General features: G+C 74.8%; 9 protein-coding genes. 4 read left to right on the forward strand and 5 right to left on the reverse strand.

The window, feature by feature from the left end; translation table 11 throughout:
• Nucleotides 1–49: 49 nt before the first annotated feature.
• On the reverse strand, nucleotides 50–1,477 hold the full coding sequence (locus P696_RS0136585; RefSeq protein WP_026416203.1) for an aldehyde dehydrogenase family protein: 1,428 nt from the start codon (nucleotides 1,475–1,477) through the stop codon (nucleotides 50–52).
• A gap of 19 nt (nucleotides 1,478–1,496) precedes the next feature.
• Nucleotides 1,497–2,987 (reverse strand): PucR family transcriptional regulator, encoded by a 1,491-nt coding sequence (locus tag P696_RS50520; protein WP_051468584.1) that lies wholly within the window; start codon nucleotides 2,985–2,987, stop codon nucleotides 1,497–1,499.
• A 162-nt stretch (nucleotides 2,988–3,149) separates the two neighbouring features.
• Here P696_RS50520 and gabT point away from each other — a divergent pair, with 162 nt between their 5' ends.
• Nucleotides 3,150–4,490 (forward strand): 4-aminobutyrate--2-oxoglutarate transaminase, encoded by a 1,341-nt coding sequence (gene gabT / locus P696_RS0136595; protein ID WP_026416204.1) that lies wholly within the window; start codon nucleotides 3,150–3,152, stop codon nucleotides 4,488–4,490.
• Nucleotides 4,491–4,550: 60 nt separating this feature from the next.
• Here gabT and P696_RS0136600 read toward each other — a convergent pair whose 3' ends face one another.
• Nucleotides 4,551–6,278, reverse strand: coding sequence for an ExeM/NucH family extracellular endonuclease (locus tag P696_RS0136600; protein WP_026416205.1), 1,728 nt, complete (start codon nucleotides 6,276–6,278; stop codon nucleotides 4,551–4,553).
• 171 nt (nucleotides 6,279–6,449) lie between these two features.
• On the opposite strand from P696_RS0136600, the gene P696_RS53340 reads away from it, so the two are divergent.
• Together P696_RS53340 and P696_RS50530 are read left to right on the forward strand one after the other, a co-directional pair.
• The gene (locus P696_RS53340) at nucleotides 6,450–7,244 is read left to right on the forward strand and encodes an IPT/TIG domain-containing protein (protein WP_051468587.1); all 795 of its coding nucleotides are present in this window, start codon (nucleotides 6,450–6,452) and stop codon (nucleotides 7,242–7,244) included.
• Nucleotides 7,245–7,387: 143 nt separating this feature from the next.
• Nucleotides 7,388–10,372, forward strand: coding sequence for an AfsR/SARP family transcriptional regulator (locus tag P696_RS50530; protein ID WP_051468590.1), 2,985 nt, complete (start codon nucleotides 7,388–7,390; stop codon nucleotides 10,370–10,372).
• A 26-nt stretch (nucleotides 10,373–10,398) separates the two neighbouring features.
• Here the strand turns inward: P696_RS50530 and P696_RS50535 are convergent, their stop codons facing one another.
• A complete protein-coding gene (locus P696_RS50535; protein WP_051468591.1) occupies nucleotides 10,399–12,102 on the reverse strand; it encodes an AfsR/SARP family transcriptional regulator in 1,704 nt (567 codons plus the stop codon).
• A gap of 67 nt (nucleotides 12,103–12,169) precedes the next feature.
• Between P696_RS50535 and P696_RS50540 the strand changes: the two genes are divergently transcribed.
• Nucleotides 12,170–14,320: an AAA family ATPase gene (locus tag P696_RS50540; protein WP_051468593.1), complete on the forward strand. Its 2,151-nt coding sequence runs from the start codon at nucleotides 12,170–12,172 to the stop codon at nucleotides 14,318–14,320.
• A 3-nt stretch (nucleotides 14,321–14,323) separates the two neighbouring features.
• Here the strand turns inward: P696_RS50540 and P696_RS0136625 are convergent, their stop codons facing one another.
• The gene (locus tag P696_RS0136625; protein ID WP_026416206.1) at nucleotides 14,324–15,817 is read right to left on the reverse strand and encodes a carbon-nitrogen hydrolase family protein; all 1,494 of its coding nucleotides are present in this window, start codon (nucleotides 15,815–15,817) and stop codon (nucleotides 14,324–14,326) included.
• Nucleotides 15,818–15,929 lie beyond the last annotated feature (112 nt).

A 15,929-nucleotide genomic window follows, 5' to 3' on the forward strand; every position in this document is an offset into this window, starting at 1 on the left:
ATTGTGGCGGACGGCCGGGGCCTTCGCGGGCCCCGGCCGTCCGGGGGGGTCAGAGGGGGAGGCCGGTGAGGACCATGATCTTCTCTTCGGTGTAGTCGGTCATGGCGGAGTGGAGGCCCTCGCGGCCGACGCCGGAGTCCTTGACGCCGCCGTAGGGCATCTGGTCGGCCCGGTAGGACGGGACGTCACCGATGATCACGCCGCCGACGTTCAGCTCGCGGTGGGCGCGGAAGGCGGTGTCGACGTTCCGGGTGAACACGCCCGCCTGGAGGCCGAACGTGGAGTCGTTGACCTTGGCGAACGCCTCGTCCACGCCGGAGGTCCGCTGGACGACCAGGACGGGGCCGAAGATCTCCTCGCGGAGGACCTTGGCGTCCTCGGGGACGTCGGTGAGGATCGTCGGGGCGTAGGTCGAGCCCTCGCGGACGCCGCCCGCGGCGATCTTCGCGCCGGACGCGACGGCCTCGTTCACCCAGGCCTCGACGCGCTCGGCGGCGGCCTGGCTGACCAGGGGGCCGACCTGGGTCTTGTCGTCCCACGGGTCGCCGGTGACCAGGGAGTTCACCGTCTCGACCAGCTTGGGCAGGAACTCGTCGTGGACGGCGTCGTCGACGTAGACGCGCTGGACGGCGATGCAGGACTGCCCGGCCTGGTAGTTGGAGAACAGGCCGACGCGCTGGGCGGCCCAGTCGAGGTCGGCGTCCGGCAGGACGACGGCCGCGCCGTTGCCGCCGAGCTCCAGGGTGACGTGCTTGCGCGGCACGCGGTCGTTGATCGACCAGCCGACCGGGACGGACCCGGTGAACGACACGACGGGCAGGCGCGGGTCGTCCACGAGGTCGGAGGCCCGGTCGTTCGGGACGGTCAGCACCGAGACCATGCCCGCGGGCAGGTCGGTCTCGGCGAGGATCTCGCCGAGGACGAGCGCGGACAGCGGGGTCGCCGGGGCGGGCTTGACGACGATCGGCGCGCCCGCCGCGATCGCCGGGGCGACCTTGTGCGCGGTCAGGTTCAGCGGGAAGTTGAACGGCGAGATGCCGAGCACCGGGCCCTTGGGGACGCGGTCCACGTAGACCAGGCGGCCGACGCCGCCCGGCTCGGTGTCGAGGCGCTGCGTGGTGGGGGACCAGCGGCGGGCCTCCTCGGCGGCGAAGCGGAACACCGACACCGCGCGCCTGACCTCGACGCGCGCCCACATGAGCGGCTTGCCGTTCTCGGCGGTGATCAGGCGGGCGATCTCCTCCAGCCGCTCCTCGAGGCGGCGGGAGACGTGGGTGAGCGCGTCCGCGCGCACGTGGACGGGCAGGGCGGCGGCCTGGTCACGGACGGCGTGGGCCGCCGCCACGGCCTCCTCGACCTGCTCGGGAGTGGGCACGGCGACGACGGCGACCTCGCGGCCGTCGTACGGGTGCGTCACGGCAAGGGTTTCGGTGCCGGTCTCGGGGCGCCCGGCGAGCCAGAAAGGAGTCACGTCCATATGTCGACGGTATCTCTGCCTACTCGGGGCCGGATGCGCCGGTCAGGCCAATCGGACCGGCCGCGTTGTCCGTGACGGCGAGAGCCACCCACAGCTCGGCCCTGACGCCCGGTTCGTCCAGGTCACGGCCGAGGAGATCGGCGACGCGGCGGACGCGGGTGCGCAGCGTGTGCCGGTGGACGTCCAGGTCGCGCGCGGCCTCCTCGAGGCGTCCGCCGACGGCCAGATAAGCGCGCAGGGACGTCAGGAGGGACGGTTCGGCGCGCAGGGGGGCGAGAAGGGCGTCCGCGAAGCCCCGGGCGAGGTCCGGGTCGAGGACGCTGAGGAGGCCCTGACCTGGGAGTTCGTCGTACCCGAGCGGCCCGCCCGTGCGGCGGGCGGCCGACAGGGCCCGCTCCGCCTGGACGAGCGCCGCCGCGAGCTCGGACGCGGACGCGGCGGGCTCGCTCACCCCGGCCGGGCCGTCCGCGAGGGCCGCGACCCGGTGGACGTCGGCGGACGGGGTGATCACCACGACGTGCCCGGGGCGGGGGAGGGCGAGGCAGCGATCGCCGAGGGGGTCGGCCTCCAGGGCATCGATGATCATGGTGTTCGCGCAGGCCAGGACGGACGCGGGGAAGCGTGGCGCGGCCCTCTCCGGAGCCGGGAGGCCGAGCAGCGCGGCGGCCAGCGCGGCCCGGAGATCGCGGCCGGAGCGGGGGGTCTCCGAGCGGAGCGCCAGGAGCGCCGCCGCGGCCCCCACGATCGTGTGCGCCACGTGCGGCAGCGGCTCCGGCGTCCCGACCGCCAGGAACCCGAGCGGACGGTCGCCCAGCCCGATCCCCTGGACGACCACGTGCGCGTCCCCGTCCACGAGGGACAGGCTGCCGACGACCGCCCGTCCCCGGGCGCCCGACCCGCGCGGGGCGGCGGGGGACGGGGCCGGGCGGAGGCGGGCCAGGTCGGGGGTCAGGGCGTCGGCCCGGGACGCGGCGGACGGGGGCTCGGCGTGCCGGACGGCCCCGGCGGCGTCCAGCAGCAGCGCCCAGCCGCCCAGCTCGCGCGCCAGCCGGACGATCACGGCGGACGGGCCGTCCAGCGCGGCGCGGGACAGGGCGCGCTGGGCCTGGAAGGCGCGCGTGACGTCCTCGTACCACTCGGCGGCCAGCATCCGGGAGACGGCCTTGCCGACCGCGATGAACGGCGTCGCGCGCGGGACCTCCAGGAGCGCCAGCCCGTGCGTCCGCGCCGCGCCGACCAGGGCCGGGGGCACGGCGTCGTGGACGACGCCGACCCCGAAGCCGACGCCCGCGACCCCGCGGCGCACGAGGCGCGTGACGTAGTCGTCGGCGTTGTCCGAGGTCAGCCGCATGCCCGTGGTGAGGAGCAGCTCGCCGCCCTCCAGGTAGGCGGTCGGGTCCGCGAGCTCGCTGACCGCGACCCAGGCGACCGGCGCGTCCGGCGGGACGGGCGTGAGCGGGCGCAGGCCGAGCCGGAGCAGCGCGGCGACGGCGGCGAGGCGGGGCGGCACGTCCGGGGTCCTTTCCGTCAGGACGGGCCGGGCGGCGCGTCCGGGGTCCTTCGGTCAGGCGCGGGCCGGAGCGGCACGTCCTTCCGTCAGGGCGAGGTGGGCGGCGTCGATTCGCCGCCACGGCGAGTTCAGCCTACGGCCCCGCCGGTCTACCGTCGGCCCATGACCAGCGAAATCGCGCAGGAACGGCGCATCGTCACGGAGATCCCCGGCCCCCGCTCCCGGGAGTTGCAGGAGCGCCGCAAGGCGGCCGTCCCGCCGGGCGTCGGCAGCGTCCTGCCGGTGTACGTGACCGACGCGGGCGGCGGCGTGGTCGTGGACGTCGACGGCAACTCGCTGATCGACTTCGGCTCCGGGATCGCCGTCACCAACGTCGGCAACGCCAACCCGCGCGTCGCCGAGCGGGTGAAGGCCCAGGCCGACCGGTTCACGCACACGTGTTTCATGGTCGCGCCGTACGAGTCGTACGTGCAGGTCTGCGAGGCGCTGAACACCCTCACGCCCGGCGACCACGAGAAGCGGTCGATCCTGGTCAACAGCGGCGCGGAGGCGGTGGAGAACGCCGTCAAGATCGCCCGGTACGCGACCGGGCGGCAGGCCGTCGTGGTGTTCGACCACGGCTACCACGGCCGGACGCTGCTCACGATGACCCTCACGGCGAAGAACATGCCGTACAAGCAGGGCTTCGGGCCGTACGCGCCCGAGGTCTACCGGATGCCCCTGGCCTACCCGTTCCGCTGGCCGACCGGGCCGGAGAACTGCGGGCCGGAGGCGGCCCAGCAGGCCATCGAGCAGATCACCAAGCAGATCGGCCCGGAGAACGTGGCCGCCGTGGTGATCGAGCCGATCGCGGGCGAGGGCGGCTTCATCGAGCCCGCCCCCGGCTTCCTGCCGCGCATCGCCGAGTTCGCCAAGGAGAACGGCATCCTGTTCATCGCGGACGAGGTCCAGACCGGCTTCGCGCGCACCGGGAACCTGTTCGCGTGCGAGCACGAGGGCGTCGTCCCGGACCTGATCACGACCGCGAAGGGCATCGCGGGCGGCCTGCCGCTCGCCGCCGTCACCGGACGCGCCGACATCATGGACACCGTCCACGGCGGCGGCCTCGGCGGCACCTACGGCGGCAACCCGCTCGCCTGCGAGGCGGCCCTGGCCGTCCTGGAGGAGATCGAGTCGCAGGGCCTCGTCGAGCGCGCCCGCGCCATCGGCGACACGATGCTGCCGCGCCTGCGCGAGCTCGCCGCGGAGCACGAGGTGGTCGGGGACGTCCGCGGACGCGGCGCGATGATCGCCATCGAGCTGGTCAAGCCCGGCACCAAGGACCCGAACCCGGAGGTCACGGCCGAGATCGCGCGCCGCTGCCACGCCGCCGGGCTGCTCGTCCTCACCGCCGGGACGTACGGCAACGTGCTGCGCTTCCTGCCGCCGCTGGTCATCCCGGACCACCTGCTGAACGAGGGCCTCGACATCCTCGCCGAGGCGTTCGCCGCCGCCACGTCCTGACCCGAACGAGAATGCCCGGAGCGCACGAGCGGCGCTCCGGGCATCGTCGTCAGAAGGGGATCAGCGCAGCTTGAGGCCGATCACGACCGGGTCGTGGTCGGACGAGCGGAACGCGTCCGGGTGGTACAGGAACGGCGGGTTGTACTTGGTCGAGTAGCCCTCGGCGAGCGGCTCGTCGGCGTTGATGTGCCAGATCGCCGCGCCGGTGACGCGCTTGGAGATCGCCTTCCCGGCCAGGACGTGGTCCAGCTCGCCGGACTGGCCGTCGAACACGTAGCTGTAGCGCTCCGCGGGCTTGACGAACCGCTCGGTCTGGCCGACCAGGCCGCCGCCGACGAGCGCCTTCACCGGGTCCTCGGCGGTGTAGGCGTTGAGGTCGCCGAGCACGACCGGGTTCTTCTCGCGCGCGGCCAGCTCGCCGATCGCCTTCGCCTGCGCGACGCGGCGCGGGTTGAAGCAGCCCTGGCCGTCGCCCTGGTCCTTGTCCGCGCCGGTCGCGCCGGTGCAGCCCTTGGACTTGAAGTGGTTGGCGATGAGCGTGAACGTCGTGCCCTTGCCGCTGGCGAGCCCGAACGTCTGGACGAGCGGCGGACGCTCGAAGACCGGCGCGTCCGACGAGCGCGCGGCGCCGACCGGACGGACCTTCGCGGGCTTGTAGATCGCCGCGACGTGGATCTGGTCGGTGCCGGGGTTCACGTGCCTGATCCAGGCGTAGGTGCCCGCGCCGACCTCGGCGTTCAGCTTGTCGACGAGGGTCTGGATGGCCGAGTCGGCGCCCGCGGCGTCGTTGTTCTCGATCTCCATCAGGCCCGCGACGTCCGGGTTGAGGCCCTTGATCGCGGAGACCAGCTTGGCGAGCTGGCGGTCGCGCTCCTCGGCGGAGGTCGCGCCGCGCTGGTTCAGCGTGGTGAACCAGTTCTCGGTGTTGAAGCTCGCGACGCGGACGTCGCCGCCGACCGGGGACGGCTTGGCGTGGCGCGGGTTGGTCCGCGCGAACTTCGGCAGCGTGGCCGGCTCGAGCCGGTAGGTGCCGAAGCCCTGCGACATGATCGCGGTCAGGTTCGCCGTGGAGTCGCCGACGCGCAGGACCTTCGGCTTGGTGTACGGCGGGACGGCCGGGTTCTGCACGTTCGACCCGTCGTCAAGCAGGATGCGGTGCGCGTCGTTCCACGCCTGCGTCCTGCCGCGTCCCTCGGTCGGGTTGAACAGGCGTCCGGCGGACGACAGCGACACCTCGCCGTAGCGGCCGAGGTTGTAGACCTCGGTGGCGGTGAGGCGCTGCTTGAAGCGGACGGCCATGCCCTCGTACCGCTCCATCGTCACGCCCGCGGGGAGCGGAAGCCGGATGTCGACGGGCTTGACGGGCTCGGTCGCGGTGCCGCAGACGTCCACGGCGGACACGGGCGACAGCTCGGTCAGCCCGCTGTACTCGGTCACCTTGCCGGTGACGAGGACGCGGTCGCCCGCCTTGACGTCCTTGGTGGAGTAGACGAACAGGCCTTCGGAGGTCGCCGGGTCGGCGTCGGGCGCCTGGTCCTGGACGTAGAACCCCTTGAGCTGGTCGGTCCGGCGGAAGTCGCCGGTCACGACGCCCTCGACGCGGACGGTCTGCCCGGCGAGGGGGGAGGCGTCCGCCGAGCCCTGGACCTGCGCGATCCGGTGGTCGGCGGGCGTCTCACAGGCGGCCGCGGGGGTGCCCGGGGCCTCGGCGCGGGCGGTGCCGGAGTACCCGGCGAGCCCGGCGGCGACGACCGCCGCGGTCGCGAGTGCTGATGCTTTTCGGCGCATGGCACGCGAGCGTAGGGCGGGACGTCCGTCCGAAACAGAACCAAGGGTGAAGACTCCACCAATTTGTAATGGGATGGGGTGAATTCACCGCTCTCCAGGGTGTGTCACCGTGGAAACGGCGTGCCCGAACCGAGCGATATGTGTGAGACGTCCCCGACGTGAGGAACACCCGTGCAGGAGTCACCGGTCGGCAGCGACTACGCGCGCACCCGCGACATCGTCGCGGTGGCGGTGGTCGTCGCGCTGCTGGCGACCGCCTTGGTGACCCTGCTCGTCCAGGCGTGGCCACCGCCCACGCCTCCCGGCGCGCAGCCCGGTGTGTCCGCCGCGCCGGGTCACACGCTGAACTGGTTCGGGTGGCGGACGCACGTCTCCCGCGACAAGGCGATGTTCCTGGTCGTCCTCGCGGCGGGCGCGCTCGGCGCGTGCGTGCACGTGTCACGCTCGCTGTACTGGTACGTCGGGAACCGGTCGCTCCGGCGCAGCTGGCTCATGATGTACCTGACGCTCCCGTTCGCGGGCGCGCTGCTCGGCCTGATCGTCTACCTGGTGCTGCGCGGCGGCCTGGTGACGGGCGCGGGCGGCGCGGACGACGTCAACCCGTACGGCATCGCCGCGATCGCCGCGCTGGTCGGACTGTTCTCGCGGGAGACGTCCGAGAAGCTGCGCGCGGTGTTCACCACACTGCTGGCTCCCGCGCAGCAGGGGCGAGACCAGGCGATGGGTCCGCAGGTCCGGGGCGTGGACCCGGCGGACGCGGCGCCTGGCGAGACCGTCCGCATCACCGGCGTCGGGCTGGCGTCCGCGACGGCCGTCCGCTTCGGCGCCGCCGAGGCGCCGGTCACGGGCGTCACCGACACCGGGCTCACCACCACCGTCCCGGCGGACGCGGCGACCGGACGCCTGGTCGTCCGCGTCCCGGGCGGCAGCGCGACCAGCCCGGACCCGTTCACCGTCCGCCGGTGACGCGGCGGTGACCGGGCCCGGAACGACCACGTCCGGAACGACCACGTCCGGAACGACCACGTCCGGAACGACCATGTCCGGAACGACCAGGTACCGACGGGCCGACCACGTTCGACCACAAGGCATTCGAGAGGGTTTCCGGGGTGACCTCGACACGACTGCGCTTCACGCTGCTCGGACCGCTGACGGTCCGGCGCGACGGGACCGGGGAGGCTGACAAGCCGCCCGGCACGGGATCGCCGCAGCAGGGGGCGCTGCTCGCGGCACTGCTCCTGCGCGGCGGACGGACGGCCGGGATCGGCGAACTGGTCGCCGGGCTCTGGGAGGGTGAGCCGCCCGCCCGCGCGGTCGGCATGATCCGCACCTACGTGTCCCGGCTGCGGCACGCGCTGGAGGACGACCGGACGCGTCCGCGTGTCCTGGTCTCGGTGGGCGGCGGCTACGCGCTGCGCGTCCCGCCCGAGGCGGTGGACGCGGTGGTGTTCGAACGGCTCGTCCAGGACGCGCGCGACGCCGCCGGACGCGGCGACCACGCCGAGGCCCGCCGGCTGCTCCTGGACGCCGACGCCCTGTGGGGCGGTGAGCCGCTCGTCGGCCTGCCCGGACCGTCCGCGTCCGCCCACCGCGAGCGCCTCCGCCTCCTCCGCCTGGACGCCCTGGAGGCCCGCCTGGACGCCGACCTGGCCCTGGGCGACCACGCCGAAGCGGCCGTCGAGCTGGCCGCGCTCGCGGCGTGCCACCCTCTCCGCGAGCGCCTGCACGCCCTCCGCATGCTGGCCCTCTATCGCAGCGGACGCCGCGTGGAGGCGTTGGAGGCGTACGCCACCGTCCGCCGCTCGCTCGCCGAAGAACTGGGCACGCGTCCGGGCCCTGTCCTGCAGGACCTGCACCAGCGCATCCTTCGCTCCGCCACCGATCTGGAGCCCGCCGCTCCGGCCACGCCGCAGACTTGCGCCACCGCGCGCGCGTACGAGCTGCCCCGGGCCGTCCCCGACTTCGTCGGACGGACGCACGAGCTCGCGCACCTCCGCGCGACGCTCACCGACCCCGACCGAGGCGGACGCCCCGGACGCGCCCCCGTCATCGTGACGCTCGCCGGAGGCGCGGGCGTCGGCAAGACGACCCTGGCCGTCCAGACCGCGCACGAGGTCGCCGACGCCTTCCCCGACGGCGTCCTCTACGCCGACCTCGGCACGGCCCCGAGCGGGCCCGCCGAACCGGAGGCCGTCCCCGGGGCCACGCCGGTCGAGCCGGGCGAGGTCCTCCGCGGCTTCCTGCGGCGGCTCGGCGTCCCGGACGCGCACCAGCCCGACGACGTCGCCGCCGCGACCGCGCTCTACCGTTCGCGGCTCGCCGACCGGAAGGTCCTGGTCGTCCTGGACAACGCGGGCGACACCGCGCGCCTCCGTCCGCTCCTGCCCGGCGGCGAGGGCTGCGCGGTGCTCGTCACCGGACGGGCCCGTCCGCCGGCGTTCCCCGTCGACCGCCACCTCGACCTCGACACCCTGGGACGCCGCGAGGCGCTGGACCTGTTCGCGCGCATCGCGGGAGAGGCGCGGACGGCCGCCGAGCGGTCCGCCGCCGAGGAGGTCCTGCGCCTCTGCGACCGGCTGCCCCTCGCCGTCCGGATCGTCGCGTCCCGGCTGGCCGCGCGCCCGGACTGGACGGTCGAGCGCCTCCTGACCCGCCTGTCGGACGGCCGCCGCAGGCTCGCCGAGCTCCGCATCGGCCCGACGGCCGTCGAGTCCACCTTCCGGCTGGCCTACGAGCACCTGGACCCCGCGCAGGCCCGCGCCTTCCGCCTGCTCGCCCTCTCGGACGCCCCCGTGATCTCGGTCGGCACCGCCTCGGCCCTCCTCGGCGCCGACGGCGACGAGGCCGAGGAACTCGCCGACTCCCTCGTCGGCCTCGGCATGCTCGCCTCACCCGCCCCCCGCAGGTACCGCTTCCACAACCTCACCCTCCTGTTCGCCCGCACCCTCACCGACCACCCCGGCTCGGACGAGCGGCGGGCCGCGTTCGCGCGGCTGCTCGCCCACCACCTGGAGGCCCAGCGGGAGGCGCTCGTCCTGCTCGGTGAGAGCAGCGCGCAGGCCCCGCGCTCCGGCACGCCCCGGTTCGCGTCCGCGAACGCCGCGACCCAGTGGACGACCGACCACCTCTCGGAGCTGCTGGCCCTGGTCACGCGGTTCGCCGCCGACGACGCCCTGCCCCTGGACGGCGTCGCCGAACTGACCCTCGCGCTCGCCCAGCAACTCGACGACGGCCCCCGCTGGACGGAGCTGGTCGTCGCCGCGCGGGCCCTCCTGGACGCGGCGCTCGCGGCCGGGAACCGGCGCGCCGAGATGGCCGGTTCGTTCGTCCTCGGCTACCACCTGATCCACTGCGTCAAGCGGCCCGGCGGCGCGGCGCTCGTCGGACGCGCCGTCGAACTCTGCCGCGAGCTGGGCGACGAACCGGCGCTCGCCGAGGCCCTCAGCGTCCTCGCGCTGGACGCGTTCTACCGCCGCGACCACGCGTCCGCCCTGCGCCGCTGCGAGGAGGCCCTCGGGATCGACATCCGGACGGGGAACCTGCGCGGGCAGGCGACGCGGCTGGCGAACATCGCGCAACTGCACCTCGCCCTCGGCGACCGGGCGTCCGCGCTCGCCAGCGGGTACCACGGCCTCTCGCTGGCCCGCCGCGCGGACGCGCCGGTCGCCGTCGCCTACGCGCTCTACCTCGTCGGGCAGATCCAGGAGTCGCTGGGCCAGCACGCCCACGCGCTCGGCGCGTACGACGAGGCGCTCACGGTCTGCTGGACGCACTCGCTCCCGCTGCGCGAGGCGCAGGTCCTCACGCGGATGGCCGAGACCCGGCTCGCGCTGGGCCAGTTCCAGGACGCCGCCGACACCGCCTCGCAGTCCCTCGCGGTCGCGCGCGTCATCGGCGTGGACTGGCAGCAGGCGCGCACCCGGGTCGTCCTCGGCCGGGCGTGGGCCGCGCTCGGCCAGACCTCCCGCGCCCGCCGCGAATGGCGCGCCGCCCTGGACATCTTCACCCGTCTCGGCATCGCCGAGGCCGACGACGTCCGCGCCCTCCTGGCCACCGGAGCCCAGCCGAGCGCCACCGGCACCTGCGCCCGCTGACGCGCCTTTGAGGCTTTCCGAGCGGACTAGGGGAGATGCCGGGCGTAGAGGTGGAGCAGGTCGGGATACCGGAACCGGCCTGGCGACGGCGAGGTCAGGAGGCCGAAGCCGACCAGCGCCGCCAGCGTGCCCTCCACCTCCTCGCGCGGACGTTTCAGCAGTTCAGCGGCCATATCGAGAGAGAAGGAAGGCCGGCCACGTTGCGCCAGAAGCCGGAAGGCGCGGGCCTGTCCGGCGTCGAGTCGCGCGTACTCGCGGGCGAAGGCGGCCTCGACGCCGAGCGTCCCGACCTTGAGCTCGGCGAGGCGGCGGCGTTCGTCCGCGAGGCGGCGGACGAGGGATCCGGCCGTCCAGCCGGGCCGGGAGGCCAGTCGTGCCGCGAGGATCCGGAGGGCCAGCGGCAGCCGTCCGCACAGCGCGACGGCCTCGGCCACGGCGTCCGGCTCTCGCGCGACGCGGTCATGGCCCGCGACGCGTCCGAAGAACGCGAGGGCCTCGTCCTCGGAGAACTCGTCCAGCTCGATCACGTGCGCGATGCCTTCCGGCCGGGCCCGGCACGTGACCAGTACCGAGCATTCGCCGCCGTCCGGGAGCAGCGGACGCAGCGACGCGGCGTCCGGCGCGTTGTCCAGGACGAGCAGCATCCGGCGTCCGCGTAGCGCCGAACGCAACAGCGCGGCCCGTTCCTCGCGGTCGGTGACGTTTTCGGCCCGGACGCCGAGCGTCCGCAGGAAGTCCAGAAGGATCGCGTCGGGACCGCTGCGCCGCAGGTCCGCATAAAACTGGCCGTCCGGATACACATCTCTGACGAGATGGGCCACGTGCAGGGCGAGCGCCGACGTCCCGACCCCGACCGGCCCGCATACCGCGGCGACCGTCGGCCCGTCCGACAGCAGGCGCGCGAGCTCCCGGGCCCGCTCCTGGCGCCCCGTGAAGTCGATCAGGTCGGACGGCAGCTGCGCGACCGCCGAGAACACGGTCGGACCTGCGGCGATGAGCCTGCGCAGCTCGACCAGGTCCGGATCGGGATCGAGCCCGAGCTCGGCGTCCAGCAGGGAACGCGACCGCTCGAACACCTCGATCGCCTCGGCCCGCCGTCCCGACCGGTGCAGCGCGAGCATCAGCAGCCGCTGGAACGCCTCCCGCAGCGGATGCTCGGCCGCCAGGACCGTGAGCTCCGCGACCGCCTCCTCATGCAGCCCGAGCGCCAGGTCCAGCTCGAACCGCGTCTGGGACGCGACGAGCCGCCACTCCGCGAGCCGCGCCCGCTGAGCCCGCGCGAAAGGGCCCGGCAGGTCGTCCAGGGGATCACCCGTCCAGAGCGCCAGCGCGTCGGCCACCAGGCGCCGCGCGGCGTCGAGCTCACCGGACGCCCGCGCGCGTTCGGCGGCGGCGAGCCTGGTCCGGAACAGCGTCGCGTCCAGGCCCTCACCAGGCAGGACGAGCCGGTACCCGTCCCCGGCGGTCACCAGGACGGCGGGCCGCGCACGGTCCGGTTCGACGGCCGAACGCAGCCGCGACGCGTACGTGCGGATCGCGCCGCGCGCCCGTTCCGGCGGACGGTCGCCCCACAGCGCCTCCACGATGGTCTGCGCGGCGGCGGCCCGTCCCTCCTGCAGCAACAGGAACGCCAGCATCGCGCGCTGCTGCGGCGCGCCGAGGTCCAGCTCGGCGTCCCCGCGCCACCCGCGAACCGGTCCGAGCACCGCGAACCGCGGACCATCGCCCATCCGGTCCCTTCCGCCGCAGACGTGACCGACATGCAAAATAACGCCTGAGGGGAACGAGGGGATCGCCATGTCCGACGCGCCGCCCGCCAAAGCTCCATCCAACGACGCACAACCCACCACCGCCCCACCCACCCAGGCTCCATCCGCCGAAGCTCCGCCCGCCGACGCCCAGCCCGGGTGCCGGGCGGTTCCGCCGGGGCAGCTTCCGCCTGATCTGCCCGACTTCACCGGGCGGGACGCCGAGACCGCACGGCTCGCCGCCGCGCTCACCACGCGGGACGGCAGCGCCGTGCCCGTCGTGACCGTCGCGGGGCTCGGCGGGATCGGGAAGACCGCGCTCGCGCTGCACGTCGCGCACACCGTCCGGGACGCCTTCCCGGACGGCCAGCTCTACGCCGAACTGCACGGCGCCGGACCGGCCCCGGCCGCGCCCGCCGCCGTCCTCGCCGCGTTCCTGCGCGCGCTCGGCGCGCCCGACCGGGAGATCCCGCCCGAGCCGGACCGCCGCGCCGCGCTGCTCCGCTCCCACCTCGCCGGACGCCGCGTCCTGGTCGTCCTGGACGACGCCCGCGACGCCGCGCAGATCGCGCCGCTGCTGCCCGGCGAGTCCGGCAGCGCCGTCCTGGTCACCGGCCGCACGCGGCTCGCCGAGCTGCCCGTCGCCGCGCACCTGGACCTCGCGCCGTTCACCCCGGAGGCCGCGACCGCCCTGCTCGAACGGGTCGCCGGGCCCGAGCGCATCGCCGCCGACCCGGACGCGTCGCTGCGCCTGGTGCAGGCGTCCGGGCTGCTGCCGCTCGCGGTGCGGATCATCGCGTCCCGGCTCGCCGCCCGCCCCCGCATGCGCCCGGCCGTCCTCGCCGGACGCCTCGCCGACGAGCGACGGCGGCTCGGCGAGCTGCGGATCGGGGACGAGGCCGTCGAGTCCTGTTTCGCGCTCGGCTACGCCCAGCTCGGCATCGAGGAGGCCCGCGCGTTCCGGCTGCTCGCCCTGCACGACGGCCCGGACCTGTTCGTCGAGGCCGCCGCCGCCCTGCTCGACCTGGACGTCCTGGACGCCGAGGACCTCTGCGAGTCGCTCGTCGACTCCGGCCTCCTCGAATGCCGCGCGCCGGGCCGCTACGCCTACCACAGCCTGCTGCGCCTCTACGCGCGCGGCCTGGCGGAGACGGGCGACGGCCCGGTCTCGTGCGCCCGCGCGTTGGAACGGCTCCTGGAGCACTACCTAACGGGCGTCCGCGGCCTGTTCCGGCAGACGCTCACGCTCTACCAGGCCTACTCCGACCCCGAGGTCGTCGAGGCGCACAGCGCCGCCGCCGACGCCCTGCACACGGGGAGGCCCTTCGCGGACGCCGCCGAGATGGTCGCCTGGATGCGCGCCGAGCACGCCAACGTCATGGCCGCGATCCGCGGCTACCTCGCGAGCGGCGGATCGCCCGGACGGCTCGTCGGCCAGCTGTTCGTCGTCCCGTCGCTCGCCGACCGGACGGCCGTCCCGGCCGAGCTGCTGCCCGGCGGCGTGCTGTTCGCGATGGGCGCGGGCGCCCGCCTCATGGGCGCGGCGGACGCGGCGATCAGCCTGCTCACCGACGCGCTGGAGGCCCTCCCGGACGACGACGCCGTCCTCAGCCGCGCCCACGCCCAGCTCTCGATCGCCTATGCCGAGTCCGGGATGACCGAGGAGGCCAGAGGACACGCGCGCGCCGGGCTCGCGCTCGCCGCGCCCGTCGCCGACGGCAACGCCGAAGGGCTGTGCTGGCTCGGCCTCGGCGTCGCGTCCCTGTACGCGGACGATCCGCAGCGCGCGCTGCGCGAGCTGGAGACGTCCCGCGAGATCTACCGGACGCGCGGGATGCCGCTCCGCGAGGCCTGGTGCCTGCCCCGGATCGTCGTCGCGTACCTGAAACTGGGCCAGCCCGACAAGGCCGCGGACGTCGGCGCGCACGCCGCCGGGCTGTTCGCGGACATCGGCGACGAGCACCTCGGCGGACGCGTCCTGTCCCTGCTCGCCGTCGCCCTGGACGAACTGGACCGTCCCGAGGAGGCCGCCCGCGCCCGCGAGGCCGCCGAGACGCCCTGGCGCCGCTCGGGCCTGTCCCTGGACGTCCCCGACCAGCGCCTCGTCGAGAACCGGCCCCCGGCCGACCCCGGCCTGCCGACCCGGGCCGACCCTGCCCGGCCGACTCAGGCGGCACCCCGTCGGCCGGGTCCGGGGTGAGCGTCACTCCAGGGTGCAGCCGTCCAGGGGGTCGTCCTCGGTGAGGTCGTCGGACCAGTGCGGGAGCCACGCCTCGTGCGCGGCTCCCGCGTGCAGGACGGGCAGCGCGCCGTCCGCGGTGAGGCCGGGCTCGTCGCCGCGTCCGGCCGCGCCGAAGGCGAGGACCGAGGCGTAGTCGAGCCGGGCCGCGCCGGCCGGGCCCGCGACCAGGCAGGTGTACCGCTCGCCGAACGCCGGGTCGTGCGGCATGGTGTTCCCGACGACCAGGCTGTTGGCGACCACCACCCACGCGCCGAGCGTGTTGACCTGGCGCTGCGCGTTCTGCTCCTCCCAGCGGAACCGCAGGATCGGCTTGGAGAAGATCGGCACCAGCAGGTGGGACGCCCCGGCCGCCATCAGCTCGCGGTCCCAGCGGTCCGCGCGGCTGAGGTCCTCGCAGATCAGGACGGCGAGGCGGCCGAGCGAGCAGTCCAGCAGCCGGACGGTCGCGCCGGGCGCGATGTCCTCCTCGGCGGTGCCCGCGCGCGGCGCGCCGGGCGGGGCCCAGTCGCGCAGCTGCTGCTCGCCGAGGACGAACGGGCTCAGCTTGTCCTGGACGAGCAGCTCCGTGCCCGTCCAGCGGTCGATCAGCACGGCCCGGTTCGGCGGCGGGTCGCCTCCTCCGAGCGGCCCCGACCCGAGCATGAGCAGCCGCAGCGGGGAGCCCGGCCGGGCGGTGTCGAAGGCGGCCTCCTTCCACACCTCGAGCAGCCCGTCCGACAGCGTCGCCTCGGGCAGGACGGCGATCCGCGCGCCCGCCCCGTCCAGCTTCCGGATGATCGTCCGCACCCGGGAGCGGACCGCCGCCGAGTCGGCCGGGTCGAGCCGGTACACCGTGCGCTCGGCCCGCTCGGCGAACCCGATCCGCACGTCGTCGTAGGACTCCATCAGCGGCGCGCAGCCGACCTCGACCGGCACGTCCCGGGAGAGGTGCGGGTCGTGGACGGCGGCCAGCTGCGTGTGCTCGATCCCGTCCCACAGATGCGGCGGGACGCGGTGGACGCCGAAGAAGTCCGGCAGCGTGCGCAGCCCGTCCGGACGTCCCGGCAGGGCACAGCGGGGGAGCAGCGCGCCACCCGCCGCCCCGCTGTCGAGACGGCCCTCGACCAGGTACCGGACGGTGATCCCGGTCAGCGCGGACGCGTCGTGGAACGGTCCGTAGGGATTGGCGAGGGCGAGCGCGCCGTCCAGGGCGAGCAGCAGCGTGAACCGGCCGCGGTCCTCGTCCGCCGCGACGATCGCGGCGGTCTCGGCCGGATCGAGTTCGCCGTCGTCGGTGATCCGCTCGCGCAGGTCGCCCGCGGTGCGCCGGACGCGGGCGTCCTCGTACCAGAGGTTCAGGGGCCACGCCCGGTGCAGCCGGACGGGCAGTTCGTCGTAGAGGCGGACGAAGAGGTCCGCCGGGTCGGACGGGTAGTCCGCGGTCGCGGGTGGGTGCTCCGCGAGCCGTTCCGTCATGTGCGCCCTCCGGGGGGTGACAGCGCGCGGCAGGGGGTGACTCGATGCTATCGCCGTCCTGGTAAGGGTTTCGTGCCGTCTGGCGCGGATCCGATGAGTCACTTGACATTCA

Source organism: Actinomadura oligospora ATCC 43269 (genome assembly GCF_000518265.1).
Taxonomy (GTDB): domain Bacteria; phylum Actinomycetota; class Actinomycetes; order Streptosporangiales; family Streptosporangiaceae; genus Spirillospora; species Spirillospora oligospora.

What these genes read in the sequence shown, in the direction of transcription:
- P696_RS0136585 (WP_026416203.1), bottom strand. Translation starts at nt 1,477, where the DNA reads ATGGACGTGACTCCTTTCTGGCTCGCCGGGCGCCCCGAGACCGGCACC.
- P696_RS0136600 (WP_026416205.1), bottom strand. Translation starts at nt 6,278, where the DNA reads ATGCGCCGAAAAGCATCAGCACTCGCGACCGCGGCGGTCGTCGCCGCC.
- gabT (WP_026416204.1), top strand. Translation starts at nt 3,150, where the DNA reads ATGACCAGCGAAATCGCGCAGGAACGGCGCATCGTCACGGAGATCCCC.
- P696_RS0136625 (WP_026416206.1), bottom strand. Translation starts at nt 15,817, where the DNA reads ATGACGGAACGGCTCGCGGAGCACCCACCCGCGACCGCGGACTACCCG.
- P696_RS50540 (WP_051468593.1), top strand. Translation starts at nt 12,170, where the DNA reads ATGTCCGACGCGCCGCCCGCCAAAGCTCCATCCAACGACGCACAACCC.
- P696_RS50535 (WP_051468591.1), bottom strand. Translation starts at nt 12,102, where the DNA reads ATGGGCGATGGTCCGCGGTTCGCGGTGCTCGGACCGGTTCGCGGGTGG.